Source organism: Caballeronia sp. DA-9 (assembly GCF_051615025.1).
Taxonomy (GTDB): domain Bacteria; phylum Pseudomonadota; class Gammaproteobacteria; order Burkholderiales; family Burkholderiaceae; genus Caballeronia; species Caballeronia sordidicola.
Window position 1 is genome coordinate 1918324 of record NZ_CP195133.1, and the last position, 17554, is coordinate 1935877.

Annotated in this window: 16 protein-coding genes and 1 pseudogene; 6 read left to right on the forward strand and 11 right to left on the reverse strand. The window is 61.3% G+C overall.

All coding sequences use genetic code 11. From position 1 onward, the window contains the following. The first annotated feature begins 11 nt into the window (after window positions 1–11). From ACRWA7_RS25055 to ACRWA7_RS25065, 3 genes and pseudogenes are all read left to right on the forward strand, one after another. Window positions 12–1339 (forward strand): annotated as a pseudogene (locus ACRWA7_RS25055) (MFS transporter). After that, window positions 1336–2553, forward strand: a complete 1218-nt coding sequence (locus ACRWA7_RS25060; RefSeq protein WP_438392936.1) for a mandelate racemase/muconate lactonizing enzyme family protein — start codon at window positions 1336–1338, stop codon at window positions 2551–2553. Before ACRWA7_RS25055 ends, ACRWA7_RS25060 begins: the two are co-directional and overlap by 4 nt. Window positions 2554–2568: 15 nt before the next feature. Further along, window positions 2569–4233, forward strand: a complete 1665-nt coding sequence (locus ACRWA7_RS25065; RefSeq protein ID WP_438392937.1) for a GMC family oxidoreductase — start codon at window positions 2569–2571, stop codon at window positions 4231–4233. Here ACRWA7_RS25065 and ACRWA7_RS25070 read toward each other — a convergent pair. Then, entirely contained in the window at window positions 4200–5096 is an 897-nt protein-coding gene (locus ACRWA7_RS25070) for a LysR substrate-binding domain-containing protein (protein ID WP_438392939.1), read from the reverse strand. The two genes, ACRWA7_RS25065 and ACRWA7_RS25070, sit on opposite strands and share 34 nt — an antisense overlap. 254 nt (window positions 5097–5350) lie before the next feature. On the opposite strand from ACRWA7_RS25070, the gene ACRWA7_RS25075 reads away from it, so the two are divergent. After that, the gene (locus ACRWA7_RS25075) at window positions 5351–6649 is read left to right on the forward strand and encodes a cation:proton antiporter (RefSeq protein WP_438392941.1); all 1299 of its coding nucleotides are present in this window, start codon (window positions 5351–5353) and stop codon (window positions 6647–6649) included. A 37-nt stretch (window positions 6650–6686) separates the two neighbouring features. Here the strand turns inward: ACRWA7_RS25075 and ACRWA7_RS25080 are convergent, their stop codons facing one another. Beyond that, the gene (locus ACRWA7_RS25080) at window positions 6687–7796 is read right to left on the reverse strand and encodes a saccharopine dehydrogenase NADP-binding domain-containing protein (protein WP_438392942.1); all 1110 of its coding nucleotides are present in this window, start codon (window positions 7794–7796) and stop codon (window positions 6687–6689) included. A 156-nt stretch (window positions 7797–7952) separates the two neighbouring features. Further along, a complete protein-coding gene (locus tag ACRWA7_RS25085) occupies window positions 7953–8414 on the reverse strand; it encodes an Lrp/AsnC family transcriptional regulator (RefSeq protein WP_438392943.1) in 462 nt (153 codons plus the stop codon). Window positions 8415–8661: 247 nt separating this feature from the next. On the opposite strand from ACRWA7_RS25085, the gene ACRWA7_RS25090 reads away from it, so the two are divergent. Further along, entirely contained in the window at window positions 8662–9183 is a 522-nt protein-coding gene (locus ACRWA7_RS25090; RefSeq protein WP_438392945.1) for a Spy/CpxP family protein refolding chaperone, read from the forward strand. A gap of 169 nt (window positions 9184–9352) precedes the next feature. After that, window positions 9353–9787, forward strand: a complete 435-nt coding sequence (locus ACRWA7_RS25095; protein WP_060856235.1) for a PGDYG domain-containing protein — start codon at window positions 9353–9355, stop codon at window positions 9785–9787. Between the two features lie 40 nt (window positions 9788–9827). On the opposite strand, the gene ACRWA7_RS25100 is transcribed toward ACRWA7_RS25095, so the two are convergent. The 8 genes from ACRWA7_RS25100 to ACRWA7_RS25135 form a co-directional block, all read right to left on the reverse strand. Further along, on the reverse strand, window positions 9828–10196 hold the full coding sequence (locus ACRWA7_RS25100) for a DUF3022 domain-containing protein (protein ID WP_438392947.1): 369 nt from the start codon (window positions 10194–10196) through the stop codon (window positions 9828–9830). A gap of 1 nt (window position 10197) precedes the next feature. After that, on the reverse strand, window positions 10198–11016 hold the full coding sequence (locus ACRWA7_RS25105) for a YhfC family intramembrane metalloprotease (protein ID WP_099050540.1): 819 nt from the start codon (window positions 11014–11016) through the stop codon (window positions 10198–10200). Window positions 11017–11080: 64 nt separating this feature from the next. Continuing rightward, complete coding sequence (locus tag ACRWA7_RS25110) at window positions 11081–12121, reverse strand: LacI family DNA-binding transcriptional regulator (RefSeq protein WP_438392948.1); 1041 nt, start codon at window positions 12119–12121, stop codon at window positions 11081–11083. 89 nt (window positions 12122–12210) lie between these two features. Then, window positions 12211–13185 carry an NAD(P)-dependent oxidoreductase gene (locus ACRWA7_RS25115; protein WP_438392950.1) on the reverse strand — a complete coding sequence of 325 codons (975 nt, stop codon included), beginning with the start codon at window positions 13183–13185 and terminating at the stop codon, window positions 12211–12213. Window positions 13186–13214: 29 nt separating this feature from the next. After that, entirely contained in the window at window positions 13215–14513 is a 1299-nt protein-coding gene (locus tag ACRWA7_RS25120; RefSeq protein ID WP_438392951.1) for an MFS transporter, read from the reverse strand. Window positions 14514–14544: 31 nt separating this feature from the next. Continuing rightward, window positions 14545–15516: a sugar kinase gene (locus tag ACRWA7_RS25125; RefSeq protein ID WP_438396776.1), complete on the reverse strand. Its 972-nt coding sequence runs from the start codon at window positions 15514–15516 to the stop codon at window positions 14545–14547. 58 nt (window positions 15517–15574) lie between these two features. Then, entirely contained in the window at window positions 15575–16402 is an 828-nt protein-coding gene (locus tag ACRWA7_RS25130) for a sugar phosphate isomerase/epimerase family protein (protein ID WP_438392953.1), read from the reverse strand. Window positions 16403–16568: 166 nt separating this feature from the next. Continuing rightward, the gene (locus ACRWA7_RS25135) at window positions 16569–17453 is read right to left on the reverse strand and encodes a LysR substrate-binding domain-containing protein (RefSeq protein ID WP_438392955.1); all 885 of its coding nucleotides are present in this window, start codon (window positions 17451–17453) and stop codon (window positions 16569–16571) included. Window positions 17454–17554 lie beyond the last annotated feature (101 nt).

Consider the following 17554-nt stretch of genomic DNA (forward strand, 5'->3'; position numbering starts at 1 on the left):
GGAGACATATTGTGGATAAAACCTTGACCGGCATCACGCCGGCAGCCATTGAACCCAGCAGCTCGCAGCGCTACCTGCAGCTTCTGCTGCTCGTCATTGCCGCCGGCGCGATCTACCCGCTGCTGTATTTGCGTCAGGTCTACCAGACGCCGATGCTCGAGTTTTTTCATATCGACAACAGCCAGCTCGGTTATCTGTATTCCATACTCGGCACCGTTTTTCTATTCTGTTATTTGCCGAGCGGCTGGCTTGCCGACCGCATTGCGCCGCGTTTCCTGATCTGCTTTTCGCTGATGGCGACCGGCGCGCTCGGGCTGGTCTATTCGACCGCGCCGAGTTTCCCGGTCTTGTTCGCCGTGTTCTGCTGCTGGGATTGACCACGGGCCTGACGTTCTGGGCGTCGATTCTCAAGCGCGTCAAGACCATCGCCCGGCGCGACGAACAAGGCCGCTTCTTCGGCCTGCTCGACGGCGGCCGGGGCCTGATTGAAGCGCTGCTCGCAACCGTCGCGCTCGTGATCTTCGCCACCGCGACCGAAAAACATGGCCTGCCGACGAACACCGGTTTTCGTTATGTGGTTTATCTGTATTCGGGGTTTTGCATTGGCCTTGGATTGCTGATGGCGCTGGTAAAAGAACCGCCCGCGACACCACAAGAACGTCAGCAAGCCGCCGACAACCTCAAGCAGAAACATAATCTTGGGCGCGATCTCCTCACGCTCATGCGCATTCCGCAACTCTGGCTGATGGCGGCCGTCGTGTTCTGCGGATACCAGATCTTCTGGGCGACCTACAGCTTTTCCGCGTACTTGCAGGTCGGCGACCTGAAGATGACCGTGGTGATGGCGGGCACGCTCACCACGCTCAAGCTGTGGATGCGGCCTATTGGCGGTATCGGCGGCGGGTATCTCGGCGATCGTTTCTCCACGCTTGGCGTCCTCGCGAGCGCATTGTTTCTCGCAGCGGCCGGGCTCGTGGCGCTGACCGTGCTGCCGAAAATGCATATCGACCCGCATGTGGGCGTTGTCGTCATCGCAACTGTGGTGCTGGTGATCGGCATCCTGACGTACGCCATTCGCGGGCTTTACTGGTCGCTGCTCGACGATTGCGGTATTCCGTTGCGCATCACGGGCCTCGCGATCGGCCTGGTTTCGCTGATCGGTTACTCGCCCGATGTGTTTCTGCCACTGGTGAACGGCTGGACAACCGAGCATTTCCCCGGCCTTCCCGGCTATCAGATCTATTTCTCCTATATCGCTGTGGTCAGCGTGATCGGCGGCGTGGCCGCCCTCGCCCTGATGCGCATGCGCAAGACCGTTACAAAGGATGCCATCCGATGAAAATCGTCTCTCTCGAAACGTATTTCGTAGCCGTGCCGCCGCCGCATCTAGGCGGCATGTACTGGATCTTCGTGAAGCTGAAAACGGCTTGCGGGATTGAAGGCGTGGGTGAAATCTATTCGGCGACGTTCCATCCGAAAGCGATGGCCCACATCATCGACGACGTCTTCGGCCGTTACTTGCAGGGCCACGATCCGCACCACGTCGAGCGCTTTTTCCGCGAAGCCTATTCGAGCGGCTTCACGCAACGCCCCGACCTCACGATGATGGGTGTCGTGAGCGGCCTCGAGATGGCGTGCTGGGACATTATAGGCAAGGCGGCGGACAAGCCGGTGTACGAGCTGATGGGCGGTCTGGTGAACGACCGGCTGCGCTCATACACGTATCTGTATCCGAAGAACGCCGCGGGTGAATACGATTACGACGACGTCGACCTTGCCGCCGAATGCGCCGTGAAGAACGCGGACCTCGGCTTCACCGCGGTCAAGTTCGACCCGGCTGGGCCGTACACCGCGTATTCCGGACATCAGCTTTCGCTGGACGTGCTCGAGCGCTGCGAGACGTTCTGCAAGCGCATCCGCGAAGCCGTCGGCAACCGATGCGACCTGCTGTTCGGCACGCACGGGCAGATGGTTCCATCGTCGGCGATTCGTCTTGCCCAGCGCCTTGAGAAATACGATCCGCTGTGGTTCGAAGAGCCCGTTCCTCCTGGCCAGGAAGACGCCATGGCGCAGGTCGCGCGGCACACCAGCATTCCGATTGCGGCGGGCGAGCGGCTTACCACCAAGTACGAATTCTTCAAGCTGCTGCGCTCGGGCGCGGCATCGATTCTTCAATTGAACGTCGCGCGCTGCGGCGGGCTGCTCGAAGCAAAGAAGATCGCGGCGCTCGCCGAAGTCCATTACGCGCAGATCGCGCCGCACCTCTACAACGGTCCCATTGGCGCGGCCGCGAGCATCCAGCTTGCCGCGTGCACGCCCAATTTCCTGATCCAGGAAAGCATCGGCACATGGGACGGCTTCCATTCGCAGATCCTGAAGACGCCGATCAAATGGGAAGACGGTTACATCATTCCGTCGAAGGCGCCGGGACTCGGCGTGGAACTGAACATGGACGTGGTGCGCGCGCATTCCCCCTATACCGGCGACCGCCTGCACTTGCAGATGGCGTCAGAGCCCGCCGATGTACGGGATTCTTCTCCGGCCAGAGGCTGAGGCGAGCAACCAGATATGACTTACGACTACATCATTGTGGGCGCCGGATCGGCCGGTTGCGTCCTGGCGGAACGGCTGTCGGAATCGGGGCAATATTCCGTGCTGGTTCTCGAAGCCGGCGGCAAGGCCGATTCCTTCTGGTTCAAAATACCCGTGGGATTTGCAAAGACGTACTACGACCCCGGCTGCAACTGGATGTATTACTCCGAGCCCGAGGCGGAACTCGCCGGCCGCAAGATCTACGCGCCGCGCGGCAAGGTGCAAGGCGGTTCGGGCTCCATCAACGCAATGATCTTCGTGCGCGGCGCGCCCCGCGATTTCGACGACTGGGCCGCGGCCGGCAACCCGGGCTGGTCGTACAAGGAAGTCCTGCCGTATTTCCGCAAGCTCGAGACGCACGCCGCGGGCGACACGGCCGTGCACGGTTCGAGCGGCCCGATCCACGTGACATCGATGAAAGACGGCATTCATCCCATCACGCGCCATTTTCTCGATGCCTGCGACGAACTGAAGTTTCCGCGCAACGACGACTTCAACGGCGCGCGCATTGAAGGCGCGGGCGTGTATGACGTGAATACGCGCAACGGCCAGCGTGCATCGAGCAACGTGGGGTATCTGGAACCGGCGTTGAAGCGCTCGAATGTGACTATCGAACATCACGCGCTGACCACGCGCGTCCTGTTCGACGGACGCCGTGCAACAAGCGTTGAAGTTTCCCAGAACGGCGTCAAGCGGACCTTCAACGCGAAGCGCGAAGTGCTGCTGTGCGCGGGCGCGGTCGATACCCCGAAGCTGCTGCAACTCTCGGGCGTCGGCCCGGCGCAACTGCTTGCGCGCCACGGCATTCCCGTCGTGCATGCGCTTGCCGCTGTTGGCCAGAACCTGCAGGATCACCTGTGCGCGAGCTATTACTATCGAGCGAATATTCCGACGCTCAACGGCGACTTCAGCTCGCTTCTGGGCAAGCTGAAACTCGGGCTGCAATACTTGCTGACGCGCAAGGGACCGCTTGCGATGAGCGTGAACCAGGCGGGTGGATTTTTCAGCACTGATTCCGCTAGCGAACACGCGAACATACAGCTTTACTTCAATCCGCTGTCCTATCGGATTCCGAAGTCGAGCCGCTCGCAACTCACGCCTGAACCCTATCCCGGCTTCCTGCTCGCGTTCAATCCGTGCCGCCCGACGAGCCGTGGTTCTATCGAAATAGCGTCCGCGAATCCGGCCGATGCCGCGCTGATCCGCGCGAACTACCTGACGACGCAAAAGGATATCGACGAAGTGATCCAAGGCAGCCGCCTGATCCGTTCCATCATGAAGGCGAATGCGTTGCGCGCGGTGACGATGGAAGAAACATTGCCGGGAGAGCCGCTCGTGCCCGATGGCGACGAAGCCGCCATGCTCGAATATTTCCGCGCGAACAGCGGCTCGATCTATCACCTGTGCGGTTCATGCGCGATGGGACCGGATGCCCGGACCGCCGTAGTGGACAACCGCTTGCGCGTGCACGGCCTGGACGCGTTGCGGATCGTGGATGCGTCGATTTTCCCGAACGTCACCTCCGGCAACATCAACGCGCCGGTGATGATGGTCGCGGAAAAAGCCGCGCAGATGATCCTGGACGACGCCACCACGCCAGGTTTCGTTCAACGCAAGGCGCTCGCCGCCGCTTCGGCCTGAAGCCATTGCTGGAACAAGCGCTGCGTCCCGCTTGCACGCTGCTCGGGACGCAGCACGAACCAGTACGATTGCCGTCCTTCGATCTCCACGTCGAGCACTTGCCGCAACTGCCCCGACGCCAGTTCGGCCGCGATCATGTGGCGATCGGCAATGGTGATGCCCATGCCGTCGACGGCCGCTTGTATCGATAAATCGAGCACGTCGAACTCGTGCCCGCCGTCCGTATCGACGCCTTCCACACGCGCCGCGTCCAGCCAGTGCTGCCACGTCAAATAGCGCTGGTCCTCGCCCGAAAGCACATGCAGGAGCGTGTAGCGGTTCAAATCCACTGACACGCCCTCGCCTTCGCGGTCCAGCAGAGCCGGGGCCGCCACCGCAATATGCCGCTCGTGCATCAGCAGGGTGCTTTCCAGGTTGCTCCATTCACCATCGCCGAAACGAACCGCGCAATCCAGCCGGTTCGAATCCGTGATGCCATCTTCCACGCGCGTGGTGATGCTCAGATCCAGGTCGGGGAACGCCTCGCGCAGACGGCCGAGACGCGGCACGAGCCAGCGAGCCGCGAACGTGGGCGGAACGTTGATGCGCAGCCGGTTCACATCGTTTTTTTGGCTGATCGCGCGCACGGTCAGCTCGATCTTGTCGAACGATTGCTGCAGCGCGCGCAAGAGCACCCGGCCGCTGGGCGTCAGCACCAGATGTTGATGTCGGCGCGAAAAGAGCGTCTCGCCAACCTGTTCCTCGAGTTGCCGGACCTGCCGGCTTACCGCGCTTTGCGTGACGCTGAGCAGCGTCGCGGCGCGGGTAAAGCTGCCGGTGGTCCCGGCAGCCTCGAAGGCTTTCAGCGCATTGAGCGCAGGCATTTTGCGTTTCACAGGGTTTGAGTGATTCGATGGTTCATGGTCCCGGGAGGTCGGGCGCGGTGCGTTCTTCCATTCGCGTGATCTCGTTTGCGTAATGTTACGCAGCCCGCCACCGCAACTGTGGCGATTTCATCATTTCACGCATTGGCGGGCGAAGCGGGCCGTCCGGCATTATCCGCTGGATGTTCCCGATCGCCCTATCGTGGCACGTCCCTTGCTCAAACAGGCCTACGTCGTACCCACCTCAGGCTCTCATGACCGAAACGATATGGTTTCTCGTCGTTGGCGGTGTGCTCATCTTCATGGGGCTTGCCAGCTCGACGTTCAAAGAACTGCCCATTAGCAGCGCAATGGTGTACCTCGCCATCGGTTTTGGCCTCGGTCCATTTGGCGTCGGCCTGCTCAGGATCGATCTGCTCGGCGAAGCCACCGTGCTGCGCCGCATAACCGAAGTTGCCATGCTCGTGTCGCTTTTTGCTATCGGCCTGCGGCTGCGCGTGCCACCGACCGACCGGATCTGGCTGTTGCCGTTGCGACTCGGGCTTGTGGCGATGGTCGCGACCGTCGCCATTATGACGCTTGCCTGTGTCTTCGTGCTGCACATGAGTTGGGGACCCGCACTGCTGATCGCCGCAATGCTCGCGCCCACCGACCCCGTCCTTGCCCACGATGTCCAGGTTCAGGTGCCCGGCGACGTCGACCTCCTGCGCTTTTCGCTGACTGGCGAAGGCGGCCTCAACGATGGCATCGCGCTGCCGTTCGCGTTGCTGGGCATTGCGGTATGCAACTACGAGGCGTCGCCGCAACAGGCATTGAGCTGGCATTTCGCCGGCGACGCGCTTTGGGGCGTCGCTGGCGCATTGGCTGTCGGCTGGCTTCTGGGTGACCTCGCTGTGCGGCTGATTGCGTATCTGCGCACGCGCCATAGCCTCGCGCTCGGGCCAGAAGGTTTTTACGCACTCGGCCTTATCGCGCTTTCGTATGGCGTAGCCGAACTGATGCATACCTACGCGTTCCTCGCCGTATTCGCCGCCGGACTCGCAATGCGCCGTGTCGAACAAAAGGCGAGCGGCGATAAATCCGCGCACGAAGCAGTAGGCAAGATCGACGCGCAAGACGTAGGCGCGACCGCGTCCGATCCAGACCGCGCGCACGCGTTTGTTGCTGAACGGGTGCTCGGGTTCACCATCGAACTCGAACGCATTGCCGAGGTCGCGGTCATGCTGATGGTGGGAAGCGTGCTCGCGAATGTATGGGATCGGCTGTTCACGTGGCACAGCGCGGCGGTCATTGCCTTGCTGTTTTTAGTGGCGCGGCCGGTCTCGGTGCAGGCGTCGCTTATCGGCTCGTCGGCTACGCGATCGCAGCGCCTGCTCACCAGCTGGTTCGGCATCCGCGGCGTCGGGTCGTTTTATTATTTGCTCTACGCGCTGGAGCATGCGCCCAGAAGCGCGGCCGAACCGTTGGCGCCGCTGGTGCTGGCGGTGATCGCGGCTTCGGTGATCCTCCATGGCATCACGTCCACGCCGTTGATGAACCGCTATCGAGGATGAGATTTCAGGGGCGGATTTCACGGCCGCCCCGCTTCTTTCAAGCTTCCTCTAGTGCCCGAGCGCTCGTGACTTCACGTGCGCCTTCATACAGACGTCCGAAGCGGTTTTCCAGGAACGCCTTCAAAGGCACCTCCTCCTGCCGGATAAAGCCGTGACCCGGCAATACACGCTCGCGGAACAAATCGAGCTCGGCGCAAACCGCACCGGCCGTCGTGATCTGGATGGCGCTCATGGGCACACCACATACTTTCTTCGCGAAAATCTTCCGCGTGAAGACGTCCTGCACCAGACGGCCGTCGCGCATGCCGGTCGCCGTCACGAAAACCAGCACCACGTCCTGCGCCGTCGCCGGCACCGCGCGCCGCAACATGGCCTTCAATCCGTCACGATCGCTCGACATCCGCAAGTCATCGAGCAGGAACTTCATCAACTCGCGATGGCCGGGATAACGCACCGACTTGTAGTCGAGCGACTCCACCTTCCCCGCCAGCGTCTCGCACAGGGTACCCAGGCCGCCCGATGTATTGAACGCCTCGTACTCGGTGCCATCGAGCGAAAAATGCTCCAGGCCTTCCAGCGGCTGGACCCATTGCGTATTGCCATCGCGAATTGCTTCGCATGGCTGACAATACTCGTTGATCAAGCCGTCGATACTCCACGTCAGGTTGTACTTCAATGCGTTCGTCGGGAACTCGGGCAGCGCGCCGACGCGCATCTTGACTTCGCGCAATTCGGTGAAACGCTTCGCCAGATCGTTCGCCACAATGCCGATAAACCCCGGCGCGAGCCCGCATTGCGGCATGAACGCGTGCGCTGAATCGCCGGCGATGGCGCGAATCGCATGCGTTGCGCGCACGTCTTCGGTCAGGTCGAAGTAATGCACGCCGGCCGCTTTCGCCGCTGTTGCAACGGTCACCGCAAGGTAATAAGGCATTGCGTTGATAAGCGCATCGAAACCCTGCAGGGCGAGGCGCAACGCGTTGGCGTCGGCGCAATCGACTCGCCGTGCCGGAATATCCTGCGCTTCCAGCAGGCCGAGCGCGTGCGCATCGCGGTCGAAGACCACGACTTCATAGTCACCGGTTTCACGCAGCAAACGAGCGATGCTCTGGCCAATCAGGCCTGCGCCGATGAGGGCTATTTTCATGTTTATCTCCTTGATGGCGTCACGGGGCAATCCCTGAACGCCAGTTTAGGAGCGCATGAATATTGATAAAAGACACAAAAAGATGCGAATCGACATCGATTTCGACGTTTTGACCAATTTTCGATACAAAACGTCGAAATCCGATAATGCGAGCCGCTAACTCAGCCCGCCCCGATCCACCTTGCGCGCAAGAATGATCGACGTCGTGGTGCGCTCAACGCCTTCCAGCCCGCCGATTTCATCGAGGAGATCGTTGAGCCTGTCGGGCGAGTCGGCCCGCAGCCACGCGACATAATCGAACTCGCCGCTCACCGCGCAAAGCAGTTGCATCTCCGGCATCCTGGCGAACCGCTTTTGCACGTCGCGGCCGTACTTCGGTGCGAGCTTGATGCCTACATAAGCCTGGATGCTGGCATCGAGCACGTCCTGCCCGAGCCGCACGCCATAACCGGCTATGACGCCGGACTTCTCGAGCCGCGCGAGTCTGGCGATCACCGTGGTGCGCGCAATGCCAAGCTGGCGCGCCAGTTCGGCCACGCTCTCGCGCGCGTTCACCTGCAACGAAGCAACGAGATTCCGGTCGATATCGTCAAGTTGATCGAGACGCGGCGGTCGCATGGAAACAAGATCCTTTCGTAAAGAGGTGAGGCATTAGAGCACGGCCCTCGATCTGCGCCGGGTGCATCGAGTTGGTTAAACTGCGGGTCTTCATGTGAATTTTTCGCAGTCGTATCGGTTGTAAGCAGTTGTGGCAATGAAAGCTGGGCCGCGTGCTAACGTGATATTAATAGCGCGTTGCCAAGCAGCACATGAGGTATTTCGCGTGTATCGCTTGCCCCTTATCTATGGAACCAAGGTGTCACCCATGAAAAAAACACTCGTTGCACTGGCCGCCTCGCTCGCCCTCTCGACCGCATTTGCCCAGTCATCCGCTCCGGCTGCAGCGTCAGCGCCGGATGCGGCGGCAGCGCGCGGCCAGGCTCGCGAGGCCCACGTGGAGCAACGCATTGCCGACCTGCACAGCAAGCTCAAGATCACGTCGGCGCAGGAAGATCAATGGAACAAGTTCGCCGATGTCATGCGCGATAACGGTCACACCATTGGCGAGTTGTATCGCCAGCGTATCGCGCTCGGTTCGAACACGAGCGCCGTGGACGACATGAAGCAGTACGCGCAGATCACGCAAGCGCAAGCGGACGGCACGAAGCGCCTCGTGGATGCATTCGAGCCGCTTTACGCGAGCCTTTCGCCGGAACAGAAGAAGCTCGCCGACGTCAACTTCCATCAAAACGCTCGACGTGGCGAACACAAGGGCCGGCGTGCACCGCGCGCCAAGGTTACGCCCGATAGCATTGCGCCGGACGCAGCATCTGCAACGAAGCCGTAAGTACTTGTTTTCAAGCGTAAGTCTTGCGGCAACAGCTTGAGGCGAATAGCAAAAAGCGCTTGCATCGGCATATCGATGCAAGCGCTTTTTAGTTTGCCGTGTGCAAAACGCAAGGCTTGGCGTTACGATCCCGGTTTCCTTTGGGCTTCGGCCTTTCACATTACAGCGCATGACATCGATTATCCTGATCCAGCTCGACCTCACTTCGGACCCCGCCGCCCGGCGCGTGGTGAAAGACGAAACCGTCGATGTCCAGTTCGCGCACGAGGCCGGTTCGCTGATGAGCCTGGAAGGTCCGAACCGCTATGAGATCGGCGATGCATTGATCACGGGCGCGACGGGCGAACGCTGGGTGGTGTCGCGAGATCGATTCGATGCGAAATATGTTCCGCGCGATGAAATCAAACATGGCGACGCGGGCGCGTACAGGAACGTTCCGGCGGCCGTGCTCGCGAAGCAGATGCACGAAGCGTTTTCAATCGCGCGGTCGGACGCGGGCGACGTGCTGCACGGCGTGGCCGGCGACTGGGTCATGCAATACGCGCCGGGCGACTACGGCGTGGTGAAAGCCGCGCGTTTCGCGAAGGTCTACAAGCCGGCATAAGCGGGATTCACCTCGGCTTGAAGTCCAGACCCATCCCTATTCAGGCGAAATCGTCGCCCATATCGATCGCCACGTTCCGCGGCACCGTTTCCCCGTTCGCATACATCTCCTCGAGCGCGCCCAGTTCCGTTTCCACATACGCGCGCAGCACGGCGTAACTGCGCGCGTGCATGCGCGGCGGCATTGCCCTATAACGCGCAAGCGCGGCGGGATCGAAGTGAATATCGATGGCAATGCGCCGCGCCGTCGTCCCGAAACGCATGGCGATGTAATGAATCACGAGCGAAAGCCGGCCGTCGTCGCCGGAACGCTCGACGAATTGCGTCTGCTCTGGAAACAGGTCGCTGATAACGCGCGCCAGAATCTCGATATCGGCGCTTGGACATTCGAATTGATATTCGTCGCTCATCTCAGGCTCCGGTCTTCACGCGCGCTTCACGGTCGGCCGCCACCCGCACGCCGATGAAATATCGCCGCAACGCCCGCATCACAATAAGCCCGAACACCAGATAGACGGCATCCGCCGCGAGCAGCGGAATCAGCCGCGCCTGATAAAGCGCAATGGGCAACGCAATCAGCGCATGCGCCACGATCATGAACGGCAGCGTAAAGCGGAAACGCTCGCGCAGCATGTGCCACATCGCGACCGAGAAACCGATCTGGAAAACGAACGCCGCCGCGCGTTCTACCAGAAACAGCGCGGCGGATTCGGGCGTCAGGCTGTTCAGCACAATATGCAGCCGCAGCAGCGACTCGGCGGGAACGCTCGTGAAATACTGATCGAGCAGGTTGCGGTCGGCGAGCGTGGCGTACAAAAGCCATTGAAGCTGGACCAGCACGCCGACGAGCCACGCTTCAGCACCGCCATGACCGATTCCATAGCCCAGCGCCGTACCCGGCTTCTGCAGGGAAACGGGATTGCGCCGCGCCAGCCATTTCATGCCGACAAAACGCCCGACTTCCTCGCAGATGCCTGTCGCTAATGCGCCGTAGATCACGAACAACGCCGGATTCATCAGCAAGCCAACCGTCGTGGCGTTGCTCAGTACGAGACCATGCAGGCCGCGTTCGATGACCATCGAAAAAAGCGCGAACACCGCTATACCGACGATCACGTCGCGCCGCTCGAAGCCGTAGCGCGGCCTCATCCTGCGATACAGCCAGATAGGCAACACCGCGATCAGCAGCGTTGCGAGCGTAAGGCAAACCAGCGTCAAGACACTTACCATCAATCAATTCCTCAAAACCGTATAGCCTGGATTGTGCCAGTCCGCGCGAGTGGTCAGTGCATGGTCATTGCGTGGTCGAAGCCCGTATAACCAGTTCGCCCGGCAGCAGGCATTCACGCGGCGCGACGATTGCGCCTTCAATGCGTTCGTGCAGGAATTCGACCGCGCGCTCGCCTATGGTATAGGTCGGCTGGCGCACGGTCGTCATGCCGGAGAGTTCGGCCCACTCGGAATCGTCGATGCACATCAGCGCCGCACCGCGCTGCCAGTCCGCGCCATGGCGCTCCTTCATATGCAGCGCCACACGCAGCGCGACCGGCGCGTTCGCGGCAAACAGCGCGATACGGCGCTTGCGTTGCCGGGCGGCTTCGATACACACATCGATTCCGTCGAGCGCCCCGGCGGCCTGCTCGACATTATCCAGGTCGAGCACGATTGTCGCGCCCGACACCCCAAGGGCGACGATAGTGTCACGAAACGCCGCCTCGCGCACGCGGCGCGAGCTCACATGCGTAAAAGGCTGCACCACGAACACGAGTTCATCGAAACCCTGCTCCGTCAGGTGACGGATCGCCGCCGCGACCGCTGCAGTGTTATCGAGTCCGACCATGTCCGTGACGAGTCCTTCAATGGAACGGTCCACCAGCACGACCGGCACCCCGCCGCGCGCGAGCGTCTCCAGCGTTTCTTCCTTCACGCCAAGCGCATTCACGATCACGCCTTCCACGCGGTACGTGCTCAGCAACTGCAGGTATCGCCGCTCAAGATCGACCTCATTTGCCGCGTGGCAGATCAGCGGCATGTAGCCGAACGCATGGCACGCGGCCTCCACGCCCTGCAGCACTTCGACCGAATACGGATTCGTCAGGTCCGCGAGCAACATGCCGACAAGCCTGTTACGGCCGCGTTTCAGTCCGCGCGCCATCTGGTTTGGCCGGTAGTCCAGCCTGGCGATCGCTTCTTCTATGCGCTCTCGCAGGTCCTTCGAAAGCAGGCCCGTCTCGCCGTTCAGATAACGCGAGATGCTGGTCTTGCCGGTGCCGGCTTCACGGGCTACGTCGGTGATGGTCGCCCGGCGATCGTTGGGAAGGTGGTCTCTTGGCATGGTCTCGTTCGCCCATCGGTTGTGTTCCGGTAAAAACAAAGCGCGCCGCAGCGCGCTTTGTTGGTTGCCACAGATTCACGCCACGGCGCTCAGCGCTTCACCTTCACCGCTTCCGGATTCACCATATTGCTGGTCAGTGTGCCGTTGAGCGCGCCGATCAGGTTCTCGGCCGCGTTCCTGTTCATCGCGTGCCGGGTTTCGTGCGTGGCCGAGCCAATATGCGGGAGCGCGACCACGTTCTTCAGCTTCAGCAAGGGCGAGTCGGCTGCGAGCGGTTCCTTGACAAACACATCGAGACCCGCAGCCAGAATGGTGCCGTCTTGCAGCGCTTCGATCAGCGCGGATTCATCGACAGTCGGTCCGCGCGATGCGTTGATCAGGATCGCGCTCGGCTTCATTTTCTTCAGTTGCGCCGCGCCGATCAGGTTGCGCGTCTCGGCGGTCAGCGGCACTTGCAGCAGCACGAAATCCGAAGTAGCAAGCAATTCGTCGAGTTCAACCTTCCTTGCGCCGTAATCGCGTTCGGCCTGTTCGTTCGCGCTGCGGTTCGTGTAGAGCACGCGCATCCGGAAGCCCAGCGACGCACGCCGTGCAACCGCCCCGCCAATGCGCCCCAGGCCGATGATGCCCAGCGTCTTGCCCTGCACATCGACGCCAAACTGTTCTTCGCCGATGCTTTTCGTCCACTTGCCCGCCTTTACCCAATCCGCAAGTTCCACGACGCGGCGCGCGCTTGCGAGGATCAACGCGAACACCGTGTCCGCCGTCGATTCCGTCAGCACGTCCGGCGTATTCGTGAGCAGGATGCCCCGGCGGTTCAGGTCGTCGATATCGAAGGCATCGAAGCCCACGGACACCGTCGCCAGCGCCTTGAGCTTCGTCGCGCCCTCGAGCATGGCGGGCGTGATTGGCGCGCTCGCACCGATCGCGCCATCGGCGTCCTTCAATGCCGCGACGAACGCGTCGTGCTGCTTCGGATCGACGGTCGTGACGTCCGCGTGTTCCTGCAGATAGCCAAGCACGTCAGCTGGCAGCGGCTTGTACGCGACGATTTTCTTTTTCATCGAACGGGTCCTGTGGATCAGATATCGGATTAGTGAGCGGCCAGTTTAGCGGCCGGCGCAACGGGTTGCGGTTTCACGGCAAGCGTCAGGATGACGGCGGCCACGAGCGCCGCGCTCATGAACACATACGACGCCGCGGGAGATCCTGTCGCGCCGTTCAAATAACCGACCACGTAGGAACCCACGAACGAGCCGAGCGCGCCCATGCTGTTGATCAGCGCCATTGCGCCGCCCGCGACGTTCTTCGGCAGGAGTTCCGGCACGATCGCGAAGAACGGACCATAAGGTGCGTACATGGCCGCGCCCGCGATCACGAGCAATGCATACGACGCCCAGAAATTCGTCGATCCCAGCATGTACGATCCCGCGAACGCGAACGCGCCGATCAGCAGGAACGGCCATACAAAAAGCTTGCGGCGTTCGAGTTTGTCCGATGCCCAGGACGCCGCGATCATCGCAATGGTCGCCGCGAGATACGGCACGGCGGAAAGCCAGCCGGTCTCGACCATGCCGAACGTGGAAGCGTTCTTGAGAATGGACGGCAGCCACAGCACGAAACCATACACGCCGATGCTCCAGCAGAAATACTGCGCGGAAAGCTTCATCACGGCCGGTGATTTGAACGCCTCGCCGTAGTTCTTGACCGGTTTGATCGCGGCTTGTTCCGCGCGCAGGGTTTCATCGAGCGCGCGCTTTTCCTGATCGGAAAGCCATTTCACCTGCGCCGGCTTGTCCTGCACGATAAACCACCAGATCACCGCCCAGATGATCGCCGGCACGCCTTCGACCACGAACATATGGCGCCAGCCAAACGCGTTGATCAGATAGCCCGACACCACCGACATCCACAGCACCGTGACCGGATTGCCGAGAATCAGGAACGTGTTGGCGCGCGAGCGCTCGGATTTCGTGAACCAGTTCGAGATGAAGATCAGCATGGCCGGCATCACGGCGGCCTCCACGATGCCGAGGACAAAGCGCAGCGCCATCAGCGAGGGAATGTTGGTCACCACGCCGGTCAGCGCCGCGCATCCGCCCCACAGGATCAGGCTTGTGAACACGAGCTTTTTCACGCTGCGCCGTTCGGCGTAGATGGCGCCGGGGATCTGGAAGAAAAAATAGCCGAGGAAAAACAACGCGCCGATCAGCGATGCCAGCCCCTTGCTGATCCCAAGATCGTGATTGATCCCCGCCGCCGATGCAAAGCCGAAGTTCGCCCGGTCGAGGTACGCGAGGCTGTAGGTGATGAACACGATCGGCATGATTGTCCACCAGCGGCGCACCGCGAGCGTGGGCTTGTTTGTCGTGCTGTCGCTGATTTGTTGCATGCCTGGTCTCCTTTTTTGCACTCGCGCGCGATCAAGCGGCGTGAATGGCCGCGGGTGCGTGTTCCAGCTTGTCGAGTTCGGCGCGTGTAGGCAGGCCTTCGCTGTCGCCGATCACCTGGATTGCCAGCGCGCCGATGCGGTTGCCGCGCGTCAATGCGTGGCGCACATCGCGGCCTTCGAGCAGCGCGCTGACCACGCCGACGGCGAAACCATCGCCGGCGCCCACCGTGTCCACGACCTTTTCGACCGGGATAGCCGGCACCGTGCCCTGGTCGTTGTCCGCGGTGCGGAAATACGCGCCGTGCGCGCCGAGCTTTACCACGACGCCCTTCGCGCCCTGATCCAGATAAAACTGCGCAATGTCCTCGGGCGCCGTGTAGCCCGTCAGGATCTTGCCTTCGCTTACCCCCGGCATGACCCAGTCGGCGTGCGCGGCGAGCGCATTGAGCGCTTCGGCCATGGCTTCCTGCGACGGCCAGAGCGTGGGACGCAGGTTTGGATCGAAGGAAATGGTCTTGCCGGCCTTGCGCATTTCTGTCGCCATGTGGAACGCGAGTTCGCGCGATGTCGCCGAGATCGCGGGCGCCACGCCCGTCAAATGCAGATGGCGTGCGCCGAGCACGTAGTCCGCAACGTAGTCATCGAGCGACAAATGGCTCGCCGCCGAACCCTTGCGGAAATATTCGATGGCCGGATCGCTGCCGTCGTCGTTCTTCGATTTCAACTGGAACGCGGTGGGATAGCGGTCGTCGACTGTCACGCGGCTCGAGTCGATGCCTTCTTGCGCGAGCACATCAAGCACATAGCGGCCGAACGAATCATGGCCCACGCGGCTCATCCAGCCGACCTTGAAACCAAGCCGCGACAAGCCGATCGCCACATTCAGGTCGGCCCCGGCCACGCGCTTGGCAAAGTGTCCGACCTTGGCCAGATCGCCGGTTTCGGTCGCGACAAACAGCGTCATGGCTTCGCCATAGGTCACGACGTCGAGTGCTGGAATCATGTTCGGTCCTTCGGTATTCATGTTCATTGAGTGCTTGTGCCGGGTTCGTGCTGGATTTTTATGCTGTTGCGATTTGCTGGACGTATCGGGCGGCATCGTCCGCCATGTGCGCCGGGTCAAACGGGAATTCGATACCACGCGGAACGTCGCGCGGGAGTTGAGCGAGGAGCATGGTGAAGTAGGTGTCGTCCGTTGCGGGCGCGGTTGCGAAACGCCGTGCGCCCTCGCCCTGCACGGCCTTGCAATGCACATATGTGACGTATTCCCCCAAGCGCTTTGCCGCGTCCAGCGGGTCCTGATTGGCCCAACGCCAGTTGCCGGTATCGAAAGTCATAGAAAGCGCGTGTTTCCGTGGTTTCAATGCTTCGAACAAGGCCGCGAACGCGTCGATCGTCCCACCTGCTTTCAGTTGACCGTTCTCGACCACGACCTTTGATTTCGACCCGGCGACGCCGGCAATCAGCCGATCAAGCGTGCTTTCGTCAGTTGCCGTGCCGGTCACCGGCGATCCGCCAAGCTGAAACTTGACGATACGCGCGCCGAGCGCATCGGCTTCGGCGAGCGTCAATGTCATCGCGGGTTCATCGAGCGCGCCTTGGTCGTCAAACAACGTCGCAGGCGTGGAGTAGACCGGCCACATACCGGCGGCGCGGATCTTGTCGCCGAGTTCGCGCAGGGAATCGGGCTGCGACTGGGTGTCGTCGGCAAACAATTCGCGGCGCACTTCAAAGCCTGCCGCGCCCACCTTCGCCGCGACCGCAGCCCAATGTGCGTGACCGTCGCGGCGAATCGCTTCCACCCCAAAGGCACTCGCCACGATGACAATCGGGACGTTCGTGACGCGCGCGGTATTTTTGACCAGATTTACGGAATTGCCCTTTTCCATGATCAAATTCGCCTGATTATTTGTTTGGAACCGGTTCCAAATGCTGTTTTTAAAAAAGACGCGTGTGCGTCTCGATATGAGTGGAATGATCCGCCACTGGCCACTCAGTCGCCATCATGGATATCCCTAGGGCATTTCATCTATCTAACGGATTGGCGCGCCGCTTTCAGACTCCGCCTTCCAGACACAGCGCATAAAAGCTCGCCGCGACCCGCGACGGCGTGGCTGCGTGCGGCATCAGGATCGAAAACCGCCGCGTCAGAGGCTCCGGCGCGATACGCAAACGCTGCAGCGCGCCGTCCTCGTGCCGCATCGACATGGCCGATACAAAACCAACTCCCATTCCCGCCCTGACCGCTTCCTTCACGCCCTCCACACCCGCGATTTCCAGCGCGACGCGCATTTGCACGCCCGCCCGCGCGCACGCGCGCTCAACCAGTTGGCGCACGCCCGACCCCGCCTCGCGCAACACCAGCGGTCCGGCGCACAGCGCTTCCAGCGTGGCTTCGCCGTGCGCCTTCGACCAGGCGTGACCACTCGGCGCGATCGCCACAATCTCGTCCTCGCGCCACGCCGTGGCTTCGGTCCCCGGCGGCAGATCGGCGCCCACCGGCCCTTCGATCATGGCGATATCGAGCGAACCGAGCGCCGCGACGATCTCGGCCGTATTGCCGTCGATGGTATGAATAGCCACATCCGGATGTTGTCTGCGAAACGCCGCGATCAGATAAGGCAGGAGATAACTTGCGGGCGTTGTGCTCGCGCCGATCCGCAGTGTGCCGCTTTCAAGCCCGCGCAGAGCGTTGCGGTAAGCATGCGCCTGGGCGAAGGTTTCCCGGATCCGCGAGGCATACACGGCGAGTTGCTCGCCGGCAGCGGTCAGCCTTACGCCACGGCCATCGCGCTGATAAAGCGGCTCGCCAAACTCGTCCTGCAGCTGGCGCAACTGCCCGGACACCGCGGGCTGGGACAAATGCAGCGCAACCGCCGCCCGGCTGATGTTTCCATGCTCTGCAACAGTTGCAAACGTTATAAGCTGCTCAGGGGTCATATTGGTGAAAGTATCAGTCCAGCCGATACTTTACATTCTAAATAACGATTTTTCATATCGATATATCGAGAATAGGATTGCATGGTCAAACCAAGGTGAAA